The organism is Pseudomonas sp. LF-5, from assembly GCF_037626295.1.
Classification (GTDB): Bacteria; Pseudomonadota; Gammaproteobacteria; order Pseudomonadales; family Pseudomonadaceae; genus Aquipseudomonas; species Aquipseudomonas monsensis.
On record NZ_JARKMT010000001.1, the window covers coordinates 1,423,052 to 1,439,515 of the forward strand.

Below are 16,464 nucleotides of genomic sequence, written 5' to 3' on the forward strand. Positions count from 1 at the left end.
CATGAAAAACCTGATTGATGGTTTCCTGAAATTTCAGAACGAAGCGTTCCCGCAACGTACCGAACTGTTCAAACACCTGGCGACCACGCAACAGCCGGGCACATTGTTCATCACTTGTTCCGACAGTCGTGTCGTGCCGGAGCTGCTGACCCAACAAGAACCTGGCGAGCTGTTCGTGATCCGCAATGCCGGCAATATCGTACCGTCCTACAGTCCGCATCCGGGCGGGGTGTCGGCGACGGTGGAGTATGCGGTGGCGGTACTGGGTGTGACGGACATTGTGATCTGCGGACATTCGGACTGCGGTGCAATGACCGCGATTGCCCAGTGCAAATGCATGGATCACCTGCCCGCTGTGAGCGGCTGGCTGCAGCATGCCGCGTCGGCCAAAGTGGTCAACGAAGCACGGCCCCATGCCAACGACGCGGCGAAGTTGAGCTCGATGGTGCGCGAGAACGTGATCGCGCAACTGGCGAATATCCAGACCCACCCGAGCGTGCGCCTGGCCCAAGAGAAAGGCCTGTTGAATCTGCATGGCTGGGTGTACGACATCGAGACAGGCTCGATTGATGCGCTGTCCTCGGATCGTCGCACCTTCGTGCCGCTGGCCGAGCAACCAGCAACTTGCGCGGTGCACGCTCAAACCACCCACGCTGCCTGAAAAAAACACCCCTGTGGCGAGGGAGATCCCTCGCCACAAGTGTTTTTAGCGCTTCACATCCAGGTCGGTCTGGCTCATGCGGCTACGCACGGTGAACACACCATCGCCAGACAAAATCGCACTGCGGGCAAACAACCGGCCGCTCTCCCAGTTCGAAAGGCCCAGCTCCGGCTTGTTCAACGCGTACTGCCCATCCACCCAACGGGTAATGCCGTTGCCTACGAAAGGCGCGTTGACCGCGTTGTAAAACCGCTCTTGAGCCAGCGCATTCTCACTGATCAGCGACACGGTGAACTGCGGACTGTAGCGGTTGAACAGATCAATCGCCTGATCCAGATCGTCGACGATCATCAAGCTGACTTCCGGGGTTTCTTCCCACTCCCACTCGCGGCCCAACTCGGCTTCCGCCAGCGGTTCGGCCAGTGCTTCGGTCTGCAAACCTTCGGCGCGATAGACCTCGACCGTCGCGTTCTGCCATTCGCCTGGCAAGCAAGCTTCGCTGCCTTCGACGATGTGTAATTTGCAGTCCTGCCCGCGCGCGGTGCCCGCCTGCTTCAGTGCATCGAGGAACAGCGGCACCAGTTCAGCGGCACGTTCACGTTGAATCAGGCACACGTTCAGGGTGTTACACACTTTGCGATCCAGCGAGTTGCGCACCACCGCCGCAAAACGCCCGGCGTCAGCTTCACGGTCGGCCACCAGCCACGCGCCACCGGTACCGTGCAGGCTGACGGCGGTGCCGGCCTGCTGGGCGATGCTGCCCAACTGACTGACCGCACGCCCCGAGCCACGCGCTACCGCGAGCGACAAGCGGCGGTCGGCAAACATCGCCCAGCCGGCCGCGTGATTCACGCTCTCGACCAGTGACACCGCGCCCACCGGCAACCCGGCCTCGGCCAATGCCGGATTCAGGGCATGGCTGACGATCGCCTGCGCGGTGCCCAAGGCATCGCTGCCAATGCGCAACACTGCGGTGTTGCCGGTGCGCAAGACACCGGCCGCGTCGGCGAACACGTTCGGGCGACCTTCGAAGACAAAGGCCACAATGCCCAACGGCGACACCACTTGTTCGACTTTCCAGCCCTCATGCTCGACGCTGCTGATGACTTTGCCCCGGGTAGGTGCGGCATCGCGCCAGGCACGCAGGCCAGCGATCATGTCGCGACGCATGCGCTCATCGGCCAGCAAGCGTGTGGTGGAACGTCCGCGCGCCCTGGCCCGTTCGATGTCGGCACGGTTGGCGGATTCGATCTGCGCCCAGCATTGCGGGGTTTCCAGACGCTGCGCGAACAGGTCGAAAAACTGACTGATCGCTTCGTCGGACACCGCCGACAGCGCGGTAAACGCCGCAGCCGCTCGCTCGATCGCCACCGCGGCGGCTTGTTGGTCAGCCACGGGAATCAGTAACAGCTCGCCACTCACCTGCTCCACCAGCAGGTGATCGCCGGGTCGAAAGCGCTCCGCCAGTTCGGGGCTGACCACGGTGACGCGGTTACCAGCGAAAGGAATCGGGGTGCCAGCGATCAGACGTTCGAGCGCGAGAGACATGAAGCGGATTCACCATGCAGAGAGCGGCCGGAAAATGTAGCGGATTATTCGATGAAATACATCTCTTCACACACTAAAGAAACCTGAGGGAGCTGGCTTGTCGGGGCGCCGCATCGCCGCGATGGCGGTGGTTCAGGCGACATTGATTCTGGATCTCCCGGCCTCATCGCTGACAAGCAGCTCCCACAGGTTTTGTGGTGTTTGTGTGATCGGATCAGAACACCGACCAGCCAATTCTTGAGCTGAGCATCTCCAGTGCCGCCATCCCTGCCAGCGAGTTGCCGGCTGCATTCAACTCCGGTGACCACACGCACACCGTGAACTGCCCCGGCACCACCGCGACGATCCCGCCGCCCACCCCGCTCTTGCCCGGCAAACCGACGCGATAGGCGAAGTTGCCGGCTTCGTCGTACAAACCGCTGGTGGCCATGATCGAGTTGACCTGCTGGGTCTGGCGCCGACTGAGGATCTGTTCGCCACTGTGCTTGCAGAACCCGTCGTTGGCCAGGAAGCAGAACGCCCGGGCCAGATCAATGCAGCTCATGCGCAGCGCGCAATGGCTGAAGTAGCTGCGCAGCACCGCTTCGACGTCGTTGTGGAAGTTGCCGAACGATTGCATCAAATACGCCATCGCCGCGTTGCGCGCACGGTGCTGGTATTCGGAATCGGCGACTTTGCCGTCGATCATGATTTGCGGATTGCCCGACAGGCGCCGGACAAAATCGCGCATCGACAGGGTCGGCGCAGCGAAGCGCGACTGATTGATGTCGCATATCACCAGCGCGCCGGCGTTGATGAACGGATTGCGCGGGCGACCGCGTTCGAACTCCAGTTGCACCAGGGAATTGAACGGCTGGCCGGACGGTTCGTGACCCAGCCGCTCCCAGATCGCCTCGCCGGAATGCTCGATCGCCTGCACCAGGCTGAACACCTTGGAAATACTCTGCACCGAGAACGGCGTCTCGGCGTCGCCGGCGTAATACATCTCGCCGTCGTTGCCATACACGGCAATGCCCAGTTGATTGGCCGGCACGGTGCCGAGGGCAGGAATATAGTCAGCCACCTTGCCCTGCCCGATCAGGGGCCGGACAGCGTCAAGGATCTCGTTCAACAGCGCTTGCATGCCGGGTTCCGAAGTCTCGCCCCATGGGATTGCGGGGACACTGGGGCTAGACGCTGCGCCCGCCCGTCGAATCACACCGACCGCCATCGCACTGAATGTTCTAGGCTCAACCGCACATTCAAAAACGGGAGAGCAACCATGCAACTCGAAGGCTCCTGCCATTGTGGCGAGGTCACGTTCAGTCTCACCAGCGCCCATCCCTACCCTTATCAACGCTGCTACTGCTCGATCTGTCGCAAGACTCAGGGCGGTGGCGGTTATGCGATCAACCTTGGCGGCGACGCGACCAGCCTCAAGGTGCGCGGGCGCAAACACATCAGCATTTACCACGCGAAGATGAAAGACGAAGGCGACCAGCGCGCCCATCGCAGCAGCGCCGAACGACATTTCTGTTCACTGTGCGGCAGCGGCTTGTGGCTGTTCAGCCCGGAATGGCCGGAACTGATCCACCCGTTTGCCTCGGCCATCGACACCCCGTTGCCGGTGCCCCCGGAACATACGCATCTGATGCTCGGCTCGAAAGCACCGTGGGTGGAAATCGACGTTAAAGCGAAAGACAAACAGTTCGACGTCTACCCCGAAGAATCCATCGCCCAATGGCATGAACGCCTCGGTTTGACCCGCTGACCGCGTAACTCCAGACTCCCCCCTGTAGGAGTGAGCCTGCTCGCGATGGCGGTGGGTCAGTAGCAAAAATGCCGATTGGACTGACCCCTTCGCGAGCAAGCTCGCTCCCACAATGATCTCCGGCGTTCACAAATCCAATGTGGGAGCGAGCTTGCTCGCGAAGGGGCGGCACAGGGCAACGCATTCAATCCAGATGCGCCCAGGTCATGCGAAACGACGCCCCGCCCCAGACGGAATCCCCGACCTCAACCTGCCCGCCATGGGACTGCGAAACCCGCCGCACCAACGCCAGCCCCAGACCGAAACCGCCGGTACGGCGATCCCGGCTCGCGTCCAGCCGCGAAAACGGTTCAAAGATCTTCTCCCGGCCGTCCACCGGCACGCCCGGCCCGTCGTCGTTGACCCGCACTTCGTAGTAGTCGCCATGGCGCACCAGCGACACCTCCACCCGTTGCTCGGCATAGCGAATCGCGTTGCGCAGCAGATTGATCACCGCCCGCGCCATGAAGCGAGGTTCGATACGCACCGTGTCGAGCCGGCAATCCGCGATCAGCAATTGCACGCCCGCCGCTTCCGCCTCCAGCGCCACACTGCCGACCACACTATCGAGCCAGTTGGCCGCCTGGATGTTCTCGCGCTTGATCACCGTGGCACCACGCTCGAGACTGGCGTAGGTCAGCAATTCGGAGACCATTTCTTCCAGTTCGCCCAGGTCGGCGTACATGTCGGCAATCAGCTCGCGGTTCTGGCTGGCGTCCGGTTGCTGCTTGAGTTGATCGAGTTCAAATGACAGCCGCGCGATGGGCGTGCGCAGCTCATGGGAAACGGCGTTGGTCAGTTCGCGCTGATTGGCGATCAGCCCTTCGATGCGCGCGGCCATCAGGTTGAAGTGTTCGGCCAGATCACGGATGTTCGAACGCTTCGACAACTGGATGCGCACCGACAGATCGTTATCGCCGAAACGCTCGGCGGCCAGGCGCAGTTTTTCCAGATCGCGCCAGTGCGGGCGCACCCAGAAAAACAGGACGATGCCGATCAACACGGCAATCATCAGGTAGGCACTGGCGATGTAGAACGGCATCAGGCTCGGCTCGGCCGGCAAGCGGATGCTGAGCAACTGCGGCCCCTCGTCAATCGCAGAAATGTACTGGTTGTACTTGTCGCGGATCACCAGCAGCCCTTTGGCCAGCTCGGCTTTTTCCTCGTTGCTCAGGGCCAGTTCAGAGGCGTCGACCAGCGTCAGCCCCAAACCGTAATGCGGTCGGATCGTTTCCAGCTGTTGTTCCCGGGCCGGTCTGTCGAGGTCGCGCAGCTGCTGGCCCAAAGTCCAGGCCTGGCCGCGCACGGCCTCACGGTTGTAGTCCTGCATCTGATAATCGAGCAAGGCATCAAAAGTGCGCTCGACCGTTTGCAGGGCCAGCACCAGACCTATTGTCATCACCAGAAACAGCCCGAGAAATAACCGCAGCATCTACAGCTCCCACGCAAACGGATTGAACAGATAGCCCTTGCCCCACACGGTCTTGATACACACCGGCTCGCGGGGGTTGTCCTTGAGTTTGTTGCGCAACTTGCTGATGTACACGTCGACGCTGCGGTTCAGGCCATCGAAGGCGATGCCGCGCATACGGTTGAGAATGTCATCGCGCGAAAGGATCTTGCCCGCCGCACTGGCCAGCAACCACAGCAGCTCGAACTCCATCGTGGTCATTTCGATGACCTCGGCGGCCAGACGCACTTCGCGGCAACTGCGGTCGATGCTCAACTGGCCGAACTCCATGAAGCTGACCACGTTGCTGTCCGGCACTTGTCGCCGTTGCAATGCGCGCAGGCGGGCCAGCAACACCGGTGGCTTGATCGGTTTGATCACGTAATCGTCGGCGCCGGATTCGAGACCGAGAATATGGTCGAGGTCATCCTCCTTGGCCGTCAGGATGACGATCGGCGTGTCCGACACGCTGCGGATCTCGCGGCACACGTGCAGACCGCTCTGCCCCGGCAGCATCAGGTCGAGCACCACCACCTTCGGTTTGAATTCGAGAAAGGCCGCCACCGCCAGGTCGCCGCGATGCACCGCGCGCACCTCGTAACCGTGTTGTTCGAGGAAGTGTGCGATCAGCGTGGCCAGACGCTCATCGTCTTCCACCAGCAGGACTTTGCCAAAACCCAGGTTATCCATAACGCCCGTCTGCCACCCTTGTGTGAAGTGGGCGACATTATGGCGGCAATCGCGGGCAGGACGTTTGTTTCAGGCAGCAAAAACCGGCCATGGGGGCCGGTTTTCGGTGATGTTTCATACTCTTAAGAGTTTTTTACAATCAAGAGCAAGGATCGCAGCCTTCGGCAGCTCCTGACGTTGACATGCGATGCCCTGTCAGCGCTGCCGCAGGCTGCGATCTTTTGATCTTAGGCCGCGGCCGGTACGCCACTGTGGAAACGGAATTCTTCATCGGGCGACTCGATCAGTTCCTGCTCGGCAGCGCGAACCTTCTCGATCACCTGGGCGATGTCCTTCGCGTCGCCATACTGGTAAGCCAGTTTCAGGTAACCCTGAAAGTGCCGCGCCTCGCTTTTCAGCAGGCCAAAGTAGAACTTGCCGAGTTCTTCGTCCAAATGTGGCACCAGTGCTTCGAACCGCTCGCAACTGCGTGCTTCGATAAAGGCCCCGACCACCAGTGTGTCGACCAGTTTCACCGGTTCGTGGCTGCGCACCACTTTGCGCAGGCCCGAAGCGTAACGCCCGGCATGCAGCTGACGCAGTTCGATCTTGCGGCGTTTCATGATGCGCATGACTTGTTCGTGGTGCACCAGTTCTTCCCGGGCCAGGCGCGACATCATGTTGATCAGGTCGACGTGGGAATGGTACTTGGCAATCAGGCTCAGCGCGGTGCTGGCAGCCTTGAACTCGCAGTTCTTGTGGTCGATCAGCAGGGTTTCCTGATCGGCCAGTGCGGCCTGAACCCAGGCGTCAGGCGTGCGGCAGCCAAGGAATTCGTGGATTTCGGGAAGGATCATGGGGCTCACGGTAAAAGGTGTTCGAGCGAAGGCCGCCGATTATACCGGCCTGTCCGCAGACCACCAGTGGCGGGTGTTGATATGCATCAAGTCACGGACGTTCGGGCAGCAACTATAGTTGTGCAACGCCGTGCCTTTTCTTTGCTGGAGACTCCGCTCATGCAAGCCATTCGCAGCATTCTGGTGGTCATCGAACCCGAACATTCGGAAAGCCTGGCGCTCAAGCGCGCCAAGTTGATCGCTGGCGTGACCCAGGCTCATCTGCACCTGCTGGTGTGCGACAAGAAGCACGACCACGCCGGCATGCTCAGCGTGCTCAAGGCTGCTCTGTTGGCGGACGGCTACAGCGTCACCACCGAACAGGCATGGAACGAGAGCCTGCACGAAACCATCATCGACGTGCAGCAGGCCGAAGGCTGCGGTCTGGTGATCAAGCAGCATTTCCCCGACAGCTCGCTGAAAAAAGCCCTGCTGACCCCGGCGGACTGGAAACTGTTGCGCCACTGCCCGACCCCGGTGTTGCTGGTGAAAACTTCCACCTCCTGGAAAGACCGGGTGATCCTCGCGGCCGTCGATGTCGGCAATGCCGATGGCGAGCACCGGCATCTGCACACCACCATCATTGATCACGGCTACGACATTGCCAGCCTGGCCAAGGGGTATTTGCATGTGATCAGCGCCCACCCATCGCCGATGCTGTCGGCGGCCGATACGACCATGCAGTTGAGTGAAACCATCGAGGCGCGCTATCGCGAGCAATGCCGGGCGTTTCAGGCGGAGTTCGATGTCGATGATGCGCATCTGCACATCGAAGAAGGTCCGGCGGACGTGTTGATCCCGTTCATGGCGCACAAGCTGAAGGCAGCGGTGACGGTCATCGGCACCGTGGCGCGCACCGGGCTTTCAGGGGCGCTGATCGGCAATACCGCCGAAGTGGTGCTGGATGCCCTGGAAAGCGATGTGCTGGTGCTCAAGCCGCAGGAGGTTGAGGATCATCTGGTGGAGCTGACGGTGAAGCACTAAGGATTGCGGTGCCTGAACCGGCCCCTTCGCGAGCAAGCTCGCTCCCACATTGAATTGATGTCGTTCACAAAATCATTGTGGGAGCGAGCTTGCTCGCGAAGCTTCTAGGCGCCGAAGGCGTCCTTGAGGAAGCCAGGCGCGATGTAGCGCTGGTAGTGCGCTTCCGACAGCAGGAAGAATTCCCGATCAATGGCATCGCGCAGTTCCGGCAGGTTCCAGTCGCGGAACTCCGGCAGCAACACCATCCCGTAGGCTTCCAGATTAATGATCACCCGGGCCCCTCGGGCAATCAGCTGATACGCCCAGCAGTACTCCGACTGATGCGGCACGAAGCGGATCTTGCGCTGTTCCAGCTGCTGGCGCAGGCGCGCCGGATCAAAGATCTCGACCTTGCTCGCCATCACTTGTGACAGCAACTGCTCCAGACGCAACCACACCGCGCGCTTTTCCTCCTCGCCGTAACCATTCCAGTTGATCACTTCGTGGTGGAAACGCTTGCAGCCACGGCACACCAGATCACCGTAAACAGTGGAGCAGAGGCCGACGCAGGGGGTCTTGATGGTCTGATTGGGCATAAATTGGCAAAACACTGAAACGCGGAACAGGCCGGCATGTTAGCCCTTTGTCGGGCATTGATCACCCCTCAAACGTCAGGGGCAAGGCCTCGATCGCCGTTTGCCCCGTGCATGCACAACGCCACCAAAGTCCAATAGAGCCCGACTTACCTTTAAATTTTTTTTGCCGTAGAATCAGCCAGCCTTTTAAGGCGCCAATGTCCGTTAGAAGCTGTTTTCAAAGCGTCACGAGCACAGTCGTTCCTTCAGAGCGGTGTTGGCGAAGGGTTTTTCCAGCGGGGAAAAGCCTGTCGCCAACCCTCATCAGCTCCCCGTTCTGCAGGCGTAAAACTTTGAAAGCAGCTTCTGTAAGGAATTGCCGGTAATTCTGACCGAGCGACCCACAACGTCGTGAGGTGCATGAGTACGGCCATTTCGGGATGAGCGTCCCGGACACCCATTTGGGACCACTGATGAGGGTAATAACTGTGCTTGAAGCCTACCGCAAACATATCGAAGAGCGTGCAGCCCTGGGTATCGTTCCCCAGCCGCTTAACGCCGAACAAACTGCAGGCCTGGTCGAGCTGCTGAAGAATCCTCCGGCTGGCGAAGAAGCTTTCCTCGTTGACCTGATCACCAATCGCGTACCACCAGGAGTGGACGAAGCCGCTTACGTCAAAGCCGGTTTCCTGTCGGCCCTGGCCAAAGGCGAAGTCACCTCCCCTCTGCTGGACAAGAAGCGCGCTGTAGAACTGCTCGGCACCATGCAGGGCGGCTACAACATCGTGACCCTGGTTGAACTGCTGGACGACGCCGAACTGGCGCCAGTGGCTGCCGAAGAACTCAAGCACACCCTGCTGATGTTCGATGCCTTCCACGACGTGGCTGAAAAAGCCAAGAACGGCAACGTTCACGCCAAAGCCGTGCTGCAATCCTGGGCTGACGGCGAGTGGTTCAAGAAGCGCCCTGTGCTGGAAGACAAAATCAGCCTGCGCGTATTCAAAGTAACCGGCGAAACCAACACCGACGACCTGTCCCCGGCGCCAGACGCCTGGTCGCGTCCGGACATCCCGCTGCACGCCCTGGCCATGCTGAAAATGGCCCGTGACGGCATCGTTCCGGACGAGCAAGGCAAGACCGGCCCGATGAAGCAGATCGAAGAAATGCGCGGTCAAGGCTTCCCGATCGCCTACGTCGGTGACGTGGTCGGTACCGGTTCTTCGCGTAAATCGGCAACCAACTCGGTACTGTGGTTCTTCGGCGACGACATCCCTTACGTGCCGAACAAGCGCGCTGGCGGTTTCTGCTTCGGCAGCAAAATCGCTCCGATCTTCTACAACACCATGGAAGATGCCGGCGCACTGCCAATCGAGTTCGACGTATCGAACATGAACATGGGCGACGTGATCGACCTGTACCCGCACGCTGGCAAAGTCTGCAAGCACGGTACCGACGAAGTCATCACCACCTTCGAAATGAAGACCCCTGTGCTGCTGGACGAAGTCCGTGCCGGCGGTCGTATCCCGCTGATCATCGGCCGTGGCCTGACCGAGAAGGCTCGCGCCGAACTGGGTCTGCCAGCATTCGACCTGTTCAAGAAGCCGGAAGCACCGGCTGAAAGCACCAAGGGCTTCACCCTGGCGCAGAAAATGGTCGGCAAGGCGTGCGGTCTGGCAGAAGGCCAAGGCGTTCGTCCTGGCACCTACTGCGAACCGAAGATGACCACCGTAGGTTCTCAGGACACCACCGGTCCAATGACCCGTGACGAACTGAAAGACCTGGCGTGCCTGGGCTTCTCCGCTGACCTGGTAATGCAGTCGTTCTGCCACACCGCGGCGTATCCAAAGCCGATCGACGTGACCACCCACCACACCCTGCCTGACTTCATCATGACCCGCGGCGGCGTTTCCCTGCGTCCGGGCGACGGCATCATCCACTCGTGGCTGAACCGCATGCTGCTGCCGGACACCGTAGGTACCGGTGGTGACTCGCACACCCGTTTCCCGATGGGCATCTCGTTCCCGGCCGGTTCCGGTCTGGTCGCGTTCGCCGCTGCCACCGGCGTCATGCCGCTGGACATGCCGGAATCGATCCTGGTGCGCTTCAAAGGCAAAATGAAACCTGGCATCACCCTGCGTGACCTGGTTCATGCGATTCCTTACTTCGCCATCCAGAACGGTCTGCTGACCGTCGAGAAGAAAGGCAAGAAAAACGCCTTCTCCGGCCGCATCCTGGAAATCGAAGGCCTGGAAGGTCTGACCCTGGAACAGGCGTTCGAACTGTCCGACGCCTCGGCCGAGCGTTCGGCTGCCGGTTGCACCATCAAGCTGTCGAAAGAGTCGATCACCGAGTACCTGAACTCCAACATCACCCTACTGCGCTGGATGATCGGCGAAGGCTACGGCGATGCGCGTACCCTGGAACGTCGCGCGCAAGCGATGGAAGCCTGGGTTGCCAACCCGGAACTGATGGAAGCCGATGCCGACGCCGAATACGCCGAAGTCATCGAAATCGACCTGGCCGACATCAGCGAGCCTGTACTGTGCGCGCCGAACGACCCGGACGACGCCCGTCTGCTGTCCAGCGTTGCTGGCGAGAAGATCGACGAAGTGTTCATCGGTTCGTGCATGACCAACATCGGTCACTTCCGCGCTGCCGGTAAGCTGCTGGATCAGGTCAAGGGTCAGCTGCCAACCCGTCTGTGGCTGTCGCCGCCGACCAAGATGGACGCTCACCAACTGACCGAAGAAGGCTACTACGGCATCTACGGCAAGGCCGGCGCACGCATGGAAATGCCAGGCTGCTCGCTGTGCATGGGTAACCAGGCACGCGTTGAGCCGAACAGCACCGTGGTGTCGACTTCGACCCGTAACTTCCCGAACCGTCTGGGCGACGGCGCGAACGTCTACCTGGCTTCGGCTGAGCTGGCGTCCGTAGCCTCGATCCTGGGTCGCCTGCCGACCGTCGAGGAGTACATGGAATACGCTGGCAAGATCGACAGCATGGCGGCCGATGTTTACCGCTACCTGTCCTTCGACCAGATCGCCGAGTTCCGTGAAGCTGCTGCGAACGCCAAGATCCCGGTCGTTCAAGCCTAACGTTACAAAGCAATGAAAAACGCCGCCCATCGTGAGATGAGCGGCGTTTTTTTATACGTTGAAAATAGCGAAGGCCTACAAGGGGCCAGTGTTGAGCTTGAGGGCCTGCTGCACCGCGCCATCGACGCTCAGACCGCTGAGGATCACCCCGTTAGCCGTCACCTCCGGCAACGCTTCCAGCGCAGCCAGCGCCTCATGCTTGAGCCGCGCCAGAATCAACCGCTTGCCTTCCTGATGCACGCGCAGGAAGAACTCCTGCATCGCCTCGATACTGGTACCGTCCAAGTCCGGGCTTTCCTCCAGACTGATGATCACCGTGTGCAGCGGCGCGTCCGAATGACGTATCAAGTGCAGCGCCGCACCGAGAATTCGCTCCACATTGGCGAAAAACAGCGCCTCGCTGGGTCGCAAGATCAACACGCCCGGCTCAACCATCGCCGTTGGATGGCGCTGCAAATCGACAAAATCGTGCCCGCCGTCGATCCGCCCGAGCACCTGAATATCCGCCGCCGACATCTGTTTGAGCATCAGCAACACGCTGATGGCCACCGACACCAGCAAGCCGTCGAGAATACCCAGCACCAGCACCGCCGCCACCGCGCACAACACCAGCACTCGGTCCCGACGCCAGATGAAATAGCGCCCCAGTGGCTGCAGACTCAAGCCGCGGCCCAGGGCATGCATGACGATCGCCGCCAGAATCGGCTCCGGCGTCAGGGCGATCCATGGCAGCACCGTCAGTACGATCACCAGCACCACCAGCGCCGCGACCCCGCCCGCCCAGCGTGACGTCGCCCCCGCCGCCTCGTTCGCCGAAGTCGCCGAATAGCCCGCCCCTGCCGGCATGCCGTGGAACAATCCAGACAGCAGATTCGAGGCGCCGAGTGCCAGCAGATCGCGGTTGGAGGTGACGCGGTCGCCATGCTTGAGCGCAAACGAGCTGATCGAACCGTAGGACTCGGCATACAGAATCATCACCATCGCGAACGCCACTTCACCCAACCGGAGCCAGTCAGCGAACGGCAACACCGGCAGATTCGGCACCTCCAGACTCAGGTCAATCAACCCGATCATCTTCACGCCATACGCCGACAGGTCCAGCCACTGCCCGGCGGCGATGCCGATGACGACCACCAGCAAGCCACCGGGCACTCGGGGGAATCGCGAAAACAGCCCCAACAACACCAGCGCGACGCCAGCGACAGCAGCCGCCGGCCAGTTCCATTGCGGCAGTTGCTCGAGCAATTGCGGGGCGAAGCGCACCAAATTCGCGTCGGCCAAGTGCACGCCGACGACGCTGGCGACCTGCTTGATAATGATGGTCAGCGCCAGTCCGAAGGCAAATCCGCGCAACACCGGTTTGGCGATAAACGCAGTAACGCTACCAAAACGAAAGATTCCCGCCAGCAGAAACAACCCACCCGTGACCAGCACCAGGCCGATCGCCAGGCTAGCGCGCAGTTGCGGATCACCATTGGCCAGCGACGCCGTGGCCGCCGCCAGCACGGCAGCTGACGATGACGTCGCCGAGACGATGGCGAAACGGCTGGTGCCGAACAGCCCATAGCAGAGCAAACCCGCAAACAAGGCAATTACCCCGGCCTGGGGCGCTAATGCGGCGATGGTCGAATAGGCGACGGCTTCGGGCAACAACAGGCCGGCAATCGACAGTCCGGCGAGAATGTCCTGCCAGCGATTGGGTGGTTCTACAGCTTGGGGCGCGCTCGACAATCCACTGTCTCCAGACGAAAAAAAGCCGCTGCGCATCACGAATGCGCAGCGGCCTACTGTAGCTGAAAAGCAATAGATCGCCGCCCTCGGCAGCACCTGCGGGTGCACATAAAACCCCGCAGGCGGCGATCTCTTGATCTCGCCTTAAGCGCTCAGCGAATAAACCAGCGCCGAAATCGCCACCAGCCCCACTGCGGTGACAAATACGTTCGACGCCTGACCACGATAACGGGCCATCGCCGGCACCTTGCGAATCGCATACATCGGCATCAGGAACAGGATGGCTGCGATCACCGGACCACCGATGGTCTCGATCATGCCGAGGATGCTCGGGTTCAGCGTTGCGACGATCCAGCAGATGACCAGCATGAACGCCGCGACAATGCGATCCAGCGCCTTGGCACCCGGCCGCTTGCCGCTTTTGACGATCAGGCCTTTCAAGCCTTCACTGGCACCGATGTAGTGACCGAGGAACGACTTGGAAATCGCCACAAACGCAATCAGCGGCGCGGCAAACGCGATGGTCGGGTTGCTGAAGTGGTTGGCCAGGTACGACAGGATCGACAGGTTCTGCGCCTTGGCTTCGGCCAGTTGTTCCGGCGACAGGGTCAGCACGCAACTGAATACGAAGAACAGCACCATCGCCACCATCAACAGGTGCGCACGGGACAGGATCTGCGAGCTGCGTTCTTCGGCGTGAACCCCGTAACGACGCTTCTGATCCACCGCGAAGGCCGAGATGATCGGCGAGTGGTTGAACGAGAACACCATCACCGGAATCGCCAGCCACAGGGTGTGCAGCAGCGCCGACGGTGCAGGCACCTGCGAAGCGGTGGTCAGGATGCCGCCGTTCCAGTGCGGAATCAGATACACCGCCAGAAACAGCAGCGCGACGATAAACGGATACACCATCAGGCTCATCGCCTTGACGATCGCCTGCTCACCGCAACGCACCACGGCCAGCAGGCCGAGGATCAGCACGAACGACAGCAACGCGCGCGGTGGTGGCGTGATGTGCAGTTGGTGTTCAAGGAAACTCGCGACCGTGTTGGTCAGGCCAACGCTGTAAATCAGCAGGATCGGGAAGATGGCGAAGAAATACAGCAAGGTGATCAGCGCCCCGGCCTTGATGCCGAAATGCTCCTCGACCACGTCAGTGATGTCGGCGCCTTCGCGACCGGAGAGCACGAAGCGGGTCAGGCCACGGTGTGCGTAGAACGTCATCGGGAAAGCCAGCAGCGCAAGGATCACCAGCGGCCAGAAGCCACCCAGCCCTGCGTTGATCGGCAAAAACAGGGTACCGGCGCCGATGGCCGTCCCAAACAGTCCCAACATCCAGGTGGTGTCCTGGCGATTCCAGCTCGAAAGTTCAGCGGGTGCTGCTGCATCAAAGCGTTGATCGACGCTTTTGGCCTGATCATTCATCCGGTCGGATCTCCGCATTCCGGTCACTTGCCACTCGGTCAGGACGCATCGGAAAAAACCGACAGACATGCCCCGGCCGAAACAGGGGCGCGATTCTCCGCGATAAATGAGCAGAAGCAAAGACTTAGCTGAGGAATGGTTGTGCGGTGCAGATCAGCGGGGTGTCGTTTTCAGGAACAAAGCTGTCGCTGATAGACATCTGAAATGTCGTTTTTGATACATCTTTTCGAGTTCAAGCACGCGTTTCACGGCGAACCTGAATCATTCAGAGCGAATCTGCACGCAGGACAGACCGCTGGCCTCTTCAGCGAACACAGGGACCTTTGAGAAATTGCCTCGTGTTCAAGCACCCAAGCCTTTCAATTTGGGGCACATGATCTAGCGTGAGATGAGTCCCCTGCCCTGCGGAGCCCTCCCATGCCTTTGGTTCGCGTTGACATCAAACAAAACCCCGACCCTCACTTCGCCAGACACATCGGCGAACAGGTCTACGCCGCCATGCGCAGCACCATCAATGTGCCGGAGCACGACAACTTCCAGATCCTTGCCGAGCACGATAGCGAGCACTTCATCTTCGACCCGCAGTACCTGGGCATCCAGCGCACAGACCAATTGGTAATCATCCAGATAACGCTCAACGAAGGCCGCACCCTGGAGCAGAAAAAAGCGCTCTACCAGACCATCGCCCAAAACCTCAACACCCAACTGGGCATCCGTCTCGAAGACGTGTTCATCAATCTGGTGGAAGTAAATAAAGAGAACTGGTCGTTCGGCAATGGCATCGCGCAATACGCCAGTTGACCGCCCTTCACCTCCCGCCACGCGGTGTTCGCAGGGCTGCTCACCAGTGTCGATGTGACGTTCTGAGCCGGGGCTGCGCCGTTGCACCAAAGTGCGGCGGCGTCAATGTCCTCTTTTATTGGCGCTCATTTTCCTACAACTTTGTTTAAGTATTTATTGTGACTGGCAATAACCCGCACCTGTATCGCGCGAAAAGAATATTACCCACCGTATAAGTCATCAAAGAACTCAGATATTTCCTACAACTAAAAACACCTTATAAAACCATAACAAAACATGACTAAAAGTTTATTTGTTACAAGCAACTTCCCCGCCATTGAACAGACTTTCAATCCGGGCCTATATTTTCCCGCGACGAATATGGCAATGAATACCGGCCCGATGAAACCCCGGCCGGCCATCAAACAATAAAACGGGATGCCCACCATGCAAAAACTTAAAACACTGCTGATGTCGACAGCGCTGGTCGCTTCGGTCTGCTGCACCGCTGTTCATGCACAAGCCGTCACTCCAGCGGCAAACCATGCGGCTGCCACTCCGGACAACGCGATGATGCTCACCGTGTTTCTGAAACACGATCAGTCGCGACCGTTAAGCGAAATCAAGGCTCAGCTCGCCCGCCAGGGGTTCTATGAAACCTTCCCCCCGGCCGGCGTCGAAGTGGTGAGCTGGAACATCATGATGGGCATCGGCCAGGTGGTCACCGTGCGCTTCCCGGCTTCGCGTCTGGCGGAAGTCAACCTCGCCCTGGAGAACACCGCGTGGGGCAGTTACCGGACCGAGTTCTATCCCACTTATGATTTCAAACCGATTGCCCTCGCCGAACAAACCAGGGCCCGGGCAGCCCAGTGATCATGC

General features: G+C 60.0%; 14 protein-coding genes. 6 read left to right on the plus strand and 8 right to left on the minus strand.

The window, feature by feature from the left end; all coding sequences use genetic code 11:
* The first annotated feature begins 1 nt into the window (after position 1).
* On the plus strand, positions 2-661 hold the full coding sequence (locus PseuLF5_RS06365) for a carbonic anhydrase (protein WP_340133196.1): 660 nt from the start codon (positions 2-4) through the stop codon (positions 659-661).
* Between the two features lie 45 nt (positions 662-706).
* Here PseuLF5_RS06365 and PseuLF5_RS06370 read toward each other — a convergent pair whose 3' ends face one another.
* Entirely contained in the window at positions 707-2,209 is a 1,503-nt protein-coding gene (locus PseuLF5_RS06370; protein WP_340133197.1) for an aldehyde dehydrogenase family protein, read from the minus strand.
* 214 nt (positions 2,210-2,423) lie between these two features.
* Entirely contained in the window at positions 2,424-3,332 is a 909-nt protein-coding gene (gene glsB, locus PseuLF5_RS06375; protein ID WP_186747698.1) for a glutaminase B, read from the minus strand.
* 138 nt (positions 3,333-3,470) lie between these two features.
* Between glsB and PseuLF5_RS06380 the strand changes: the two genes are divergently transcribed.
* On the plus strand, positions 3,471-3,959 hold the full coding sequence (locus PseuLF5_RS06380) for a GFA family protein (RefSeq protein ID WP_267795430.1): 489 nt from the start codon (positions 3,471-3,473) through the stop codon (positions 3,957-3,959).
* A 184-nt stretch (positions 3,960-4,143) separates the two neighbouring features.
* On the opposite strand, the gene PseuLF5_RS06385 is transcribed toward PseuLF5_RS06380, so the two are convergent.
* From PseuLF5_RS06385 to PseuLF5_RS06395, 3 genes are all read right to left on the minus strand, one after another.
* Complete coding sequence (locus PseuLF5_RS06385) at positions 4,144-5,430, minus strand: ATP-binding protein (RefSeq protein WP_340133198.1); 1,287 nt, start codon at positions 5,428-5,430, stop codon at positions 4,144-4,146.
* Positions 5,431-6,138 (minus strand): response regulator, encoded by a 708-nt coding sequence (locus tag PseuLF5_RS06390; protein ID WP_128615313.1) that lies wholly within the window; start codon positions 6,136-6,138, stop codon positions 5,431-5,433.
* A 227-nt stretch (positions 6,139-6,365) separates the two neighbouring features.
* Positions 6,366-6,974 carry a tRNA-(ms[2]io[6]A)-hydroxylase gene (locus PseuLF5_RS06395; RefSeq protein WP_025111469.1) on the minus strand — a complete coding sequence of 203 codons (609 nt, stop codon included), beginning with the start codon at positions 6,972-6,974 and terminating at the stop codon, positions 6,366-6,368.
* 159 nt (positions 6,975-7,133) lie between these two features.
* Between PseuLF5_RS06395 and PseuLF5_RS06400 the strand changes: the two genes are divergently transcribed.
* Entirely contained in the window at positions 7,134-7,997 is an 864-nt protein-coding gene (locus tag PseuLF5_RS06400) for a universal stress protein (protein ID WP_123467713.1), read from the plus strand.
* A gap of 104 nt (positions 7,998-8,101) precedes the next feature.
* On the opposite strand, the gene PseuLF5_RS06405 is transcribed toward PseuLF5_RS06400, so the two are convergent.
* Positions 8,102-8,572 (minus strand): DUF1289 domain-containing protein, encoded by a 471-nt coding sequence (locus PseuLF5_RS06405; RefSeq protein ID WP_108590615.1) that lies wholly within the window; start codon positions 8,570-8,572, stop codon positions 8,102-8,104.
* A gap of 467 nt (positions 8,573-9,039) precedes the next feature.
* On the opposite strand from PseuLF5_RS06405, the gene acnB reads away from it, so the two are divergent.
* On the plus strand, positions 9,040-11,649 hold the full coding sequence (gene acnB / locus PseuLF5_RS06410; protein WP_123467711.1) for a bifunctional aconitate hydratase 2/2-methylisocitrate dehydratase: 2,610 nt from the start codon (positions 9,040-9,042) through the stop codon (positions 11,647-11,649).
* A gap of 75 nt (positions 11,650-11,724) precedes the next feature.
* On the opposite strand, the gene PseuLF5_RS06415 is transcribed toward acnB, so the two are convergent.
* Complete coding sequence (locus PseuLF5_RS06415; RefSeq protein ID WP_340133199.1) at positions 11,725-13,380, minus strand: SulP family inorganic anion transporter; 1,656 nt, start codon at positions 13,378-13,380, stop codon at positions 11,725-11,727.
* Between the two features lie 144 nt (positions 13,381-13,524).
* Complete coding sequence (locus PseuLF5_RS06420; RefSeq protein ID WP_128614397.1) at positions 13,525-14,805, minus strand: HAAAP family serine/threonine permease; 1,281 nt, start codon at positions 14,803-14,805, stop codon at positions 13,525-13,527.
* Between the two features lie 417 nt (positions 14,806-15,222).
* On the opposite strand from PseuLF5_RS06420, the gene PseuLF5_RS06425 reads away from it, so the two are divergent.
* Positions 15,223-15,606: a tautomerase family protein gene (locus PseuLF5_RS06425; RefSeq protein ID WP_340133200.1), complete on the plus strand. Its 384-nt coding sequence runs from the start codon at positions 15,223-15,225 to the stop codon at positions 15,604-15,606.
* A 426-nt stretch (positions 15,607-16,032) separates the two neighbouring features.
* A complete protein-coding gene (locus PseuLF5_RS06430; RefSeq protein ID WP_123467703.1) occupies positions 16,033-16,458 on the plus strand; it encodes a hypothetical protein in 426 nt (141 codons plus the stop codon).
* Positions 16,459-16,464 lie beyond the last annotated feature (6 nt).

Coding starts and splice junctions, on each gene's coding strand:
- glsB (WP_186747698.1), bottom strand. CDS start 3,332: ATGCAAGCGCTGTTGAACGAGATCCTTGACGCTGTCCGGCCCCTGATC.
- PseuLF5_RS06400 (WP_123467713.1), top strand. CDS start 7,134: ATGCAAGCCATTCGCAGCATTCTGGTGGTCATCGAACCCGAACATTCG.
- PseuLF5_RS06385 (WP_340133198.1), bottom strand. CDS start 5,430: ATGCTGCGGTTATTTCTCGGGCTGTTTCTGGTGATGACAATAGGTCTG.
- PseuLF5_RS06380 (WP_267795430.1), top strand. CDS start 3,471: ATGCAACTCGAAGGCTCCTGCCATTGTGGCGAGGTCACGTTCAGTCTC.
- PseuLF5_RS06370 (WP_340133197.1), bottom strand. CDS start 2,209: ATGTCTCTCGCGCTCGAACGTCTGATCGCTGGCACCCCGATTCCTTTC.
- PseuLF5_RS06395 (WP_025111469.1), bottom strand. CDS start 6,974: ATGATCCTTCCCGAAATCCACGAATTCCTTGGCTGCCGCACGCCTGAC.
- PseuLF5_RS06390 (WP_128615313.1), bottom strand. CDS start 6,138: ATGGATAACCTGGGTTTTGGCAAAGTCCTGCTGGTGGAAGACGATGAG.
- PseuLF5_RS06425 (WP_340133200.1), top strand. CDS start 15,223: ATGCCTTTGGTTCGCGTTGACATCAAACAAAACCCCGACCCTCACTTC.
- PseuLF5_RS06365 (WP_340133196.1), top strand. CDS start 2: ATGAAAAACCTGATTGATGGTTTCCTGAAATTTCAGAACGAAGCGTTC.
- PseuLF5_RS06420 (WP_128614397.1), bottom strand. CDS start 14,805: ATGAATGATCAGGCCAAAAGCGTCGATCAACGCTTTGATGCAGCAGCA.
- PseuLF5_RS06430 (WP_123467703.1), top strand. CDS start 16,033: ATGCAAAAACTTAAAACACTGCTGATGTCGACAGCGCTGGTCGCTTCG.
- PseuLF5_RS06405 (WP_108590615.1), bottom strand. CDS start 8,572: ATGCCCAATCAGACCATCAAGACCCCCTGCGTCGGCCTCTGCTCCACT.